This is a genomic window from Kitasatospora sp. NPDC059088, from assembly GCF_042738155.1.
In the GTDB taxonomy this organism is placed as follows: Bacteria; Actinomycetota; Actinomycetes; order Streptomycetales; family Streptomycetaceae; genus Kitasatospora.
Map to the genome: position 1 here is coordinate 1 of NZ_JBHYGR010000170.1, position 8,974 is coordinate 8,974.

Sequence of the window (8,974 nt, forward strand, 5' to 3'; positions counted from 1 at the left end):
GGCGGGTCTTGCGCTCGCTCAAGTGGTGCTCCTGAAACGGGGCGTCGGGGCCCCCCCCGCCCGCGGCCCGGCCCGCGGCGCCGCCCCCGTCCGCGCGCGTCAGAGGTTCAGAGGTCCAGCACCGCCCGCAGCGCGGCCTCCACCTCGGCCTCCGGATCCTCGACCGGCCCCGGCGAGCGCCAGGCGACGAAGCCGTCCGGGCGCACCAGCAGCGCACCGCCCGGGCCCACCCCGTGCAGGGCGGCGAAGTCGCTGCCCGGCTCCGGCGCCAGGTCGTCCTCGGCGCCGTCGCCGATCCGGTAGGCGTCCAGCGGGACGGCCAGCCGGTCCGCCGCCCGCCGGGCGCCCTGCTGCCAGGCCGCGCCCTCGGGGTCGGTGAGCAGCACCATCGCCTGCTCGTACAGGTCCAGCGTGGACAGCCGCACGCCCGCGCACAGCAGCCACTGGTGCGGGGCCCGGCTGCCCGGCTCGCCCGCCGACTCGAACTGCTCCGGGACGACCGCACCCTGCGGGTCGGTACCGACCACCGCGCCCCGCGGGTAGCGGTAGCCCAGCGCCACCGACAGCACCCCGGCCTGCCGCCCGACGCCGGGGACGACCGCGTAGCCGGGGTGGCTGTGCTCGGCGGAGCGGGCCGAGGCGCGCTCGCCGGTGACCTCGGCGACCGGGCGGCGCTCCTGCCCGTACGTCTCCAGCAGGCCGGGCCCGGCCCAGCCGCAGAGCACCGCGGCCAGCTTCCAGGCCAGGTTGTGGGCGTCCTGGATGCCGGTGTTGGAGCCGAACGCGCCGGTCGGGGACATCTCGTGGGCGGAGTCCCCGGCGAGCAGGACCCGGCCGACGCCGTACCGCTCGGCGACCCGTTCGGCGGCGTGCCAGGGCGCCTTGCCGGTCACCTCGACGTCCAGCTCGGGCAGGCCGACGGCGGTGCGGATGTGCCGTTCGCAGCGCTCGTCGGTGAAGGCCTCCAGGGGCTCGCCGTGCTCGGGGTGCCAGGGCGCGTGGAAGACCCACTCGGACTGGTTGTCCACCGGCAGCAGCGCGCCGTCCGCCTCCGGGTTGGTCAGGTAGCACGCGATGAAGTGCCGGTCGCCGACCACGTCGGCCAGCCGCTTGGCCCGGAAGGTGATGCTGACGTTGTGGAACAGCTCGCCCTTGCCGGTCCGGCCGATGCCCAGGCCGGTCCGGACCGGGCTGCGCGGGCCGTCCGCGGCGATCAGGTACTCCGAGCGCACCACCCGCTCCTCGCCGGTCTCCCGGCTGCGCAGCACCGAGGTGACGCCGTCGGCGTCCTGCTCGAAGGACATCAGCTCGGTGCTGAACCGCAGGTCCGCGCCGAGGTCGCGGGCCGACCGCAGCAGCACCGGCTCCAGGTCGTTCTGGCTGCACAGGCACCAGGAGCTGGGGCTGAACCGGGCCAGCCGCCCGCCCGGGTCGATCTCCCGGAACAGCCACTCCTGCTCCTCGCCGGTCAGCGAGGGCGCTTGCAGGATGCCGTGGTTCGGGGCCAGCACCGAGGCCGCCTCACGGATCGCCGGCTCGATCCCGGCCACCCGGTACAGCTCCATCGTGCGGACGTTGTTGCCGCGCCCGCGCGGGTGGTGCGAGGTGTCGGCGTGCTTCTCGACCAGCAGGTGCCGGACACCCAGCCGACCGAGGAACAGCGAGGCCGACAACCCGACCAGGGAGCCGCCCACGATCAGGACCGGCACCCGTTCGTCCACCTTCGGATTCATCAATTGCTCCACCCTGTAAGGGGATTCCGCGGCCCGGCGACTGGACTCGGCGCCGCCCTGGACGGGCCCGCTCAGCCGGGCCCCGCTCTTCCATCCCCCGCCCGAGGGGGCCTGTGCCGCCCCTTCGCCCGGATGGCCCGCAAATCTCGCGCCGCGCCCGGTCGGCCGCTCACGATCGACCTCAGGCCTGGCGCCGAGCGCCCCGGGCCGACCGCCACCGCACCGCCCTCCCCCAGCCGGGAGCACCCGCCGGACGCGGCCGCCACGGCCCGCCGCGTGCGGCCAAGAGCAGAAAGTGGATCATGACGACTCTGTCCGAACCGCAGCCGAAGCAGCACGAGGAATCCGACACCCGGCTGAGGGTGGTGCTGATGCTGGAGATCCAGGACGGCGCCCAGCAGCGTTTCCTCGACGTCTACGAGCAACTGCGCCACCAGGTGGCCTCGGTGCCCGGCCATGTCAGCGACCAGCTGTGCCAGTCCATCAACGACCCCCGCCAGTGGCTGATCACCAGCGAGTGGCAGGACCAGGAGACCTTCCTGCAGTGGGTGGACAGCCCCGCCCACCGCGAGATGGTCAAGCCGATGCACGGCTGCGTCAGCGACAACTTCCGCTCGCTGCGCTACGCGGTGCTGCGGGAGACCTCGGCGGCCGGGTCCACCGGCACCAGGGCCCCGATGGAGGTGCCGCCCGGCCTGCCGCGCAGCGAGCCCGCCGGGCACGTCGGCCCGCCGCGGGCCGACCCGGGCCCGGACGGCGTGGTGCGCCACGCGCTGACCTTCACCGTCAAGCCCGGCAGCGAGGCCGAGGTGGCCCGGATCCTGTCCGGCTACACCTCGCCCCGGGCCGAGGTGGACGAGCACACCCGGCTGCGCCGCACCTCGCTGTTCATGCACGGCAACCGGGTGGTGCGCGCGGTCGAGGTGGTCGGCAACCTCGGCGACGCGCTGCGCCACGTGGCGATGCAGCCCGAGGTGCGGGCGGTCGAGGAGGAGCTCAACCCGTACCTGGAGGAGGCCCGGCAGCTGGGCGACCCGCAGTCCGCCCGGGCCTTCTTCGCCAAGGCCGCGCTGCCCGCCCGGCACCAGGCGATCGCCAGCTCCCCCTCCTCCGGGCGGCTGCACCGGCACGCCGTGCTCTACCCGGTGCGCCCGGGCCAGGGGCCGGCCGTCGCCGAGCTGCTCTTCGACCACGACAACCTCGCCACCGCCGACCCGACCGGCCCGGTCGCCGCGGCCATCGTCTTCCAGCGCGAGGACACCGTGGTGCGCCTGGTCGACCTCCGGGTGCCGGCCGAGGCCGAGGCCGCCGCCGCGCTCGGCGTGGCCGGCGACCAGGAGGCCGCCGAACTGGCCGCCCTGCTCGACCTCGGCCCCGCCGGGGACCTGCGCACCGCCGCGGGCCTGGGCGCGTTCCTCGCCGCCCGCGCCATGAGCCCGGTCACCGACCGCAGCTCGCAGAACGACTGACACCCGGCCAGCCCTCCCGGAGGAAAGCCATCATGACCACGCAGTTCCCGCCGATCATCAACGTCGACGAGGCCCCGGAGAACCGCCGCCACGGCGCCCTGTTGCGCACCATGCTCACCCCGCCCAGCTGCGGGGCGACCAGCGGCTTCATGGGCCTGGCCATCATCGGGCCCGGCGAGCGGATCAACGAGCACTACCACCCGTACTCCGAGGAGTTCGTGTTCGTCGTCTCCGGCGACCTGGAGGTCGACCTGGACGGGGAGACCCGGCCGCTCAAGCCCGACCAGGGCCTGATGATCCCGATCAACATGCGCCACCGCTTCCGCAACGTCGGCGACACCGAGGCCCGGATGGTCTTCCACTGCGGCCCGCTCGCGCCCCGCCCCGACCTGGGCCACGTGAGCACCGAGGAGACCTCCGGCGCCGGGGGGTCCGCCCCCGCCGACCCCCCGGAACACGCCAAGGTGGCCTCGTGACACGGCGGGTCGCCGTCACGGGGATCGGCGTGGTCGCGCCCGGAGGGATCGGGATCCCCGCGTTCTGGGACCTCCTGACGGCCGGCCGCACCGCCACCCGGGGCATCACCCTCTTCGACCCGGCCGGGTTCCGCTCCCGGATCGCGGCCGAGTGCGACTTCGACCCGGCCGCCCACGGGCTGAGCCCGGAGGAGGTCCGACGGGCCGACCGCTACGTGCAGTTCGCGATGGTCGCGGCCGCCGAGGCGGTCGCCGACGCCGGTCTGGACCTGGCCGCCGAGGACCCGTGGCGGATCGCCGTCTCGCTCGGCACCGCCGTCGGCGGCACCACCCGGCTGGAGCACGACTACGCCCTGGTCAGCGCCTCCGGCGCGCGCTGGGACGTGGACCACCGGCACGCCGAGCCCCACCTGCACCGGGCCTTCGCGCCCAGCACGCTGGCCTCCGCGGTGGCCGAGCGGGTCGGCGCGCACGGCCCGGTGCAGACCGTCTCCACCGGCTGCACCTCCGGCCTGGACGCGATCGGCTACGGCTTCCAGGCGGTCGAGGAGGGACGCGCCGACATCTGCGTCGCCGGCGCCTCCGACTCCCCGATCTCGCCGATCACCGTCGCCTGCTTCGACGCCATCAAGGCCACCAGCGAGCGCAACGACGACCCGGAGCACGCCTCCCGCCCCTTCGACGCCCACCGGGACGGCTTCGTCCTCGGCGAGGGCGGCGCCGTCCTGGTGCTGGAGGAGCTGGAGCACGCCCGCCGCCGCGGCGCCCGGATCTACGGCGAGATCGGCGGCTTCGCCACCTTCGGCAACGCCTACCACATGACCGGCCTCACCACGGAGGGGCTGGAGATGTCACGGGCGATCGACCACGCGCTCGACCACGCCAAGGTCGACCGCGGCGACGTCGACTACGTCAACGCGCACGGCTCGGGCACCAAGCAGAACGACCGGCACGAGACCGCCGCGGTCAAGCGCTCGCTGGGCGGCCACGCCTTCGAGACGCCGATGAGCTCGATCAAGTCGATGGTCGGGCACTCGCTGGGCGCGATCGGCGCGATCGAGGTGGTCGCCTGCACCCTGGCACTCGCCCACGGCGTGGTGCCGCCGACCGCCAACTACGAGACTCCGGACCCGGAGTGCGACCTCGACTACGTGCCGCGCACCGCGCGCGAGCTGCCGCTGAGCCACATCCTCTCGGTCGGCAGCGGATTCGGCGGATTCCAGTCCGCCGTCGTGCTCAACAGAACGGGGTGAGTTCCATGACGTCACGTCAGCAGGGCCGCCGGGCGGTCGTCACCGGTCTCGGCGTGGTGGCACCGAACGGTGTCGGGGCCGACGCCTTCTGGAAGGCCACCAGGCAGGGCGTGAGCGTCCTCGACCGGATATCCCGCGAGGGCTGCACCGAGCTGCCGCTCAGGGTCGCGGGCGAGGTGCGGGAGTTCGAGCCGCAGTCGGTGATCGACAGCCGCTACCTCGTGCAGACCGACCGCTTCACCCACTACGCGATGGCCGCCGCCGACCTGGCGGTGGCCGACGCGGGGTTCCGGCCCGATCCCGAACGGCCCTTCGCGGTCGGCGTGGTGACCGCGGCCGGCTCCGGCGGCGGCGAGTTCGGCCAGCGCGAACTCCAGCAACTCTGGGGCCAGGGGCCGCGGTTCGTCGGCCCGTACCAGTCCATCGCCTGGTTCTACGCGGCCAGCACCGGCCAGATCTCGATCCGCGGCGGCTACAAGGGCCCGTGCGGGGTGGTCGCCAGCGACGAGGCCGGCGGCCTGGACGCGCTCGCGCACGCCGCCCGCTCGGTCGAGCGCGGCACCGACGCCGTGGTGGTCGGCGCCGCCGAGGCCCCGCTCGCGCCGTACTCCATGGTCTGCCAACTCGGCTACCCCGAGCTGAGCCTGGCCGACCGGCCGGAGGCCGCCTACCTGCCGTTCACCGCGCAGGCCTGCGGCTTCGCCCCCGCCGAGGGCGGCGCGATGCTGCTGCTGGAGGACGAGTCGGCGGCCCGCCGGCGCGGCGCCGCCGTCCGGGCCCACCTGGCCGGACACGGCGCCACCTTCACCGGGGCCTCCCGCTGGGAGCAGTCCCGGGAGGGACTGGCCGCGGCGATCCGGATCGCGCTGGACGAGGCCCGGATCGCGCCCGAGGAGATCGACGTGGTCTTCGCGGACGCGCTCGGCGTCCCCGCCGCCGACCGGGCCGAGGCCCTGGCGCTGGTCGACGCGCTCGGCCCGGCCGCCGAGCGCGTCCCGGTCACCGCCCCCAAGGCCGGCACCGGGCGGGCCTACTGCGGCGCCCCGATGCTGGACGTCGCGGCCGCCGTGCTCGCCATGGAGGACGGCGTGCTGCCGCCCACCCCCAACGTCACCGAGGTCTGCCACGACCTCGCCCTGGTGACCGGCCGCGCCCGCCCGGCCGAACTGCGCACCGCGCTGGTGCTCAGCCGCGGGCTGATGGGCTCCAACTCCGCGCTGGTGCTCCGCCGCGGGGAGCCGACCTGACCCCCGCACCCCCGATCCACTGGACCTCCTCGAAGGGAACCCCGTGAGCAACACCCTCAGCTATCCCGAGCTGGCCGCCCTGCTCCAGGCCCGGGCCGGCGTCACCGTCGCCCCGAACGACCTGGAGCAGCCGGGCGCGCAGTTCGACGACTTCGGCGTCGACTCGCTCGGACTCCTCGGCATCGTCGGCGAGTTGGAGAACCGGCACAGCCTCAAGGTCACCTCCGGCGCCGAGTCCGCCAAGACCCCGGCCGAGTTCCTGGAGCTGGTCAACACCTCCCTCGCCGCGAAGGCGGGTGCCTGAGATGCCCGGACACACCGACAACGAGATCGTCATCAACGCCCCGCTCGACCTGGTCTGGGAGATGACCAACGACCTGGAGAACTGGCCGGACCTCTTCAGCGAGTACGCCTCGGTCGAGGTGCTGGAGCGCGACGGCGACCGGGTGCAGTTCCGGCTCACCATGCACCCCGACGAGAACGGCCAGGTGTGGAGCTGGGTCTCCGAACGCACCACCGACCGGTCGTCGCTGGAGGTCAACGCCCGCCGGGTCGAGCCCGGACCGTTCGAGTTCATGGAGATCCACTGGGAGTACGCCGAGGTCCCGGCCGGCACCCGGATGCGCTGGGTCCAGGACTTCGCGATGAAGCCCACCGCGCCGGTGGACGACGACGGCATGGTCAACCACATCAACAAGAACTCCCGGATCCAGCTGCAGCTGATCCGCGAGAAGGTCGAGAAGCGGGCGGCCGAGCAGTGACCGGCGCCCACCGCGCACTGATCGTCGCACGGATGAAGCCCGAGGCCGCCCCGGACATCGCCGAGGTGTTCGCCGACTCCGACCGCGGCGAACTGCCGCACCTGATCGGCGTCACCGGGCGCAGCCTCTTCCAGTTCGGCGACGTCTACCTGCACCTGATCGAGGCCGACCGCCCGCCGGGCCCGGCCGTCGCCAAGGTCCTCGGCCACCCGGAGTTCCGGACCGTCAGCGACCGCCTGACCGCCTTCGTCCAGGCCTACGACCCGGCCACCTGGCGCGAGCCGAAGGACGCCATGGCGCGCGAGTTCTACCGCTGGGACCGCTGAGCCGCGTCCCCGCTCCGCTCTGGGCCCGCCCCCGGCACCACGCCGGGGGCGGGCCCATGCTCGCGCCACGCGGGGGGCGGGCCCGTGCGTGCGCCACGCCGCAGGCGGGCCGGTGCGTGCGCGCACCACTACCACCCCGCCTCGAATCCGAATCACCCGGATCGCCGGGCCACCCGGGTGAACACGCCCCGGACTCCACCCGAAGGGCGCACTCTCCGTACCGGAGCTGCCACGCTCGGGTGGCAGGCGGCCCCACCCTGGTTGACGGTGGATCAGGCGCCACTTGTTCGCGAGTCCCCTGACCGGCACCGTGCCGGCGGTCGCGGCCCACGCGCCGGAAGGATCATCCTCATGCGTTCTGCACGCACGCTGCTCGCCGGAGCGGCCGTCGCCGCCGTCCTCACCGTCGGCACCCCCATGGCCTTCGCCGACGGCTCCTCCTCGGACCAGGGCAAGAACCTCACCTGGCAGGAGAAGCAGCCCGAGAAGGGCGGCTCCGACAGTTCGAAGGGCTACGACGACAAGAGCTCCGGCGAGCACAAGGGCTCCGACAGCAAGGGCTCCGACGGCAAGAGCTCCGGCGAGCACAAGGGCTCGGACAGCAAGGGCTCCGGCGAGCACAAGGGCTCCGAGGGCAAGGGCTCCGACGGCCGGGAGGAGGAGCACACCCCGCACGGCGGCGTGCACACCGGCGGCGGCGGCCTGGCACTGTCCGGCGGCGGCCTCGCCTCCGGCGCGGTGCTGCTGCTCGGCGGCCTCGGGGCCGGTGCGATCGCGCTGCGCCGCGGCCGTCGCACCTCCGGCGCCGCAGCCGTCTGACGTCCGCCACCGCCGCCTCTGGGCGCTCCCCCCTCCCGGGCGGGGCGCACGGGGGCGGCGGGCCGTTGCGGAACAGGCTCCCCACGAAGCACTTCGAGCGGAGGACACGGATGACCGGCGGTCCCGGCTCCGGAATGCCCAGGCTGCTGCGCGGCGGGATGGGCGCGGCAGCGGTCGGCCTGCTGCTGATCTACAACTCGGTGGACACCGGCCCCGCCGAGGACCAGGCGGCCGGCCAGGCCGCTCCCCCGGCGGCGGCCGCCCCCGCCGTCCCCGGCCCCGCGGCGGCCACCGCCGGCGCCACGGCCCCGCCCGCGGCGCCGGGCGCGCCGGTGCTCAAGCGGTCCAAGCCGACCCGGCTGCGGATCCCGCAGATCGCCGTCGACGCCCCGTTCACCGAACTCGCCCTGGGCCCGGCCGGACAGCTCAACGCGCCCCCGCCGGACGACAAGAACCTGGTCGGCTGGTACCGCGACGGCGTCACCCCGGGCGAGCGCGGCAGCTCGGTGGTCGCCGGCCACGTCGACACCACCAAGGGCCCGGCGGTCTTCCTGCTGCTGAGCCTGCTGCTGCCCGGCAACAAGGTCGAGGTGAGCCGCGCCGACGGCACCGTCGCCGTCTTCTCGGTCGACAACGTGGAGACCTTCGCCAAGAACGCCTTCCCCGACCAGAAGGTCTACGGCAGGACCCCGGACGCCCAGCTCCGCCTGATCACCTGCGGCGGCACCTACGACAAGAAGCGCCGGGACTATCTGGACAACGTGGTGGTCTTCGCCCACCTGGAGTCCTCCCACAAGGCCTGAACACCCCGACCGACCCCACCAACCCACAACACAACAGAAACAACCACACACAAAAAAAACACAAACACAACACAAAACACACAACAC

The 8,974-nt window shown here is 74.0% G+C and carries 10 protein-coding genes; 9 read left to right on the forward strand and 1 reads right to left on the reverse strand.

Going from position 1 to position 8,974, the window contains the following annotated elements; translation table 11 throughout:
- Positions 1-107: 107 nt before the first annotated feature.
- Positions 108-1,733, reverse strand: a complete 1,626-nt coding sequence (locus ACFWXO_RS40730) for an FAD-dependent oxidoreductase (RefSeq protein ID WP_375885942.1) — start codon at positions 1,731-1,733, stop codon at positions 108-110.
- A 302-nt stretch (positions 1,734-2,035) separates the two neighbouring features.
- Here ACFWXO_RS40730 and ACFWXO_RS40735 point away from each other — a divergent pair, with 302 nt between their 5' ends.
- From ACFWXO_RS40735 to ACFWXO_RS40775, 9 genes are all read left to right on the forward strand, one after another.
- On the forward strand, positions 2,036-3,202 hold the full coding sequence (locus tag ACFWXO_RS40735) for a SchA/CurD-like domain-containing protein (protein WP_380531170.1): 1,167 nt from the start codon (positions 2,036-2,038) through the stop codon (positions 3,200-3,202).
- A 32-nt stretch (positions 3,203-3,234) separates the two neighbouring features.
- Positions 3,235-3,678, forward strand: coding sequence for a cupin domain-containing protein (locus ACFWXO_RS40740; RefSeq protein WP_380531173.1), 444 nt, complete (start codon positions 3,235-3,237; stop codon positions 3,676-3,678).
- Complete coding sequence (locus tag ACFWXO_RS40745) at positions 3,675-4,931, forward strand: beta-ketoacyl-[acyl-carrier-protein] synthase family protein (RefSeq protein ID WP_375885935.1); 1,257 nt, start codon at positions 3,675-3,677, stop codon at positions 4,929-4,931. The genes ACFWXO_RS40740 and ACFWXO_RS40745 overlap by 4 nt, the downstream gene beginning before the upstream one ends.
- Positions 4,932-4,936: 5 nt before the next feature.
- Positions 4,937-6,178, forward strand: a complete 1,242-nt coding sequence (locus ACFWXO_RS40750; protein WP_380531176.1) for a beta-ketoacyl synthase N-terminal-like domain-containing protein — start codon at positions 4,937-4,939, stop codon at positions 6,176-6,178.
- Positions 6,179-6,221: 43 nt separating this feature from the next.
- Positions 6,222-6,482: an acyl carrier protein gene (locus ACFWXO_RS40755; RefSeq protein ID WP_375885930.1), complete on the forward strand. Its 261-nt coding sequence runs from the start codon at positions 6,222-6,224 to the stop codon at positions 6,480-6,482.
- A gap of 1 nt (position 6,483) precedes the next feature.
- Positions 6,484-6,939 carry an SRPBCC family protein gene (locus tag ACFWXO_RS40760; RefSeq protein WP_375885927.1) on the forward strand — a complete coding sequence of 152 codons (456 nt, stop codon included), beginning with the start codon at positions 6,484-6,486 and terminating at the stop codon, positions 6,937-6,939.
- 32 nt (positions 6,940-6,971) lie between these two features.
- The gene (locus ACFWXO_RS40765) at positions 6,972-7,265 is read left to right on the forward strand and encodes a TcmI family type II polyketide cyclase (protein WP_030287701.1); all 294 of its coding nucleotides are present in this window, start codon (positions 6,972-6,974) and stop codon (positions 7,263-7,265) included.
- Positions 7,266-7,616: 351 nt separating this feature from the next.
- Positions 7,617-8,084 carry a hypothetical protein gene (locus tag ACFWXO_RS40770; protein ID WP_375885925.1) on the forward strand — a complete coding sequence of 156 codons (468 nt, stop codon included), beginning with the start codon at positions 7,617-7,619 and terminating at the stop codon, positions 8,082-8,084.
- A gap of 110 nt (positions 8,085-8,194) precedes the next feature.
- Positions 8,195-8,887, forward strand: coding sequence for a class F sortase (locus tag ACFWXO_RS40775; protein WP_380531181.1), 693 nt, complete (start codon positions 8,195-8,197; stop codon positions 8,885-8,887).
- The last annotated feature ends 87 nt before the right edge of the window (positions 8,888-8,974 follow it).

Coding starts and splice junctions, on each gene's coding strand:
- ACFWXO_RS40730 (WP_375885942.1), bottom strand. CDS start 1,733: ATGAATCCGAAGGTGGACGAACGGGTGCCGGTCCTGATCGTGGGCGGC.
- ACFWXO_RS40735 (WP_380531170.1), top strand. CDS start 2,036: ATGACGACTCTGTCCGAACCGCAGCCGAAGCAGCACGAGGAATCCGAC.
- ACFWXO_RS40740 (WP_380531173.1), top strand. CDS start 3,235: ATGACCACGCAGTTCCCGCCGATCATCAACGTCGACGAGGCCCCGGAG.
- ACFWXO_RS40750 (WP_380531176.1), top strand. CDS start 4,937: ATGACGTCACGTCAGCAGGGCCGCCGGGCGGTCGTCACCGGTCTCGGC.
- ACFWXO_RS40760 (WP_375885927.1), top strand. CDS start 6,484: ATGCCCGGACACACCGACAACGAGATCGTCATCAACGCCCCGCTCGAC.
- ACFWXO_RS40765 (WP_030287701.1), top strand. CDS start 6,972: ATGAAGCCCGAGGCCGCCCCGGACATCGCCGAGGTGTTCGCCGACTCC.
- ACFWXO_RS40770 (WP_375885925.1), top strand. CDS start 7,617: ATGCGTTCTGCACGCACGCTGCTCGCCGGAGCGGCCGTCGCCGCCGTC.
- ACFWXO_RS40775 (WP_380531181.1), top strand. CDS start 8,195: ATGACCGGCGGTCCCGGCTCCGGAATGCCCAGGCTGCTGCGCGGCGGG.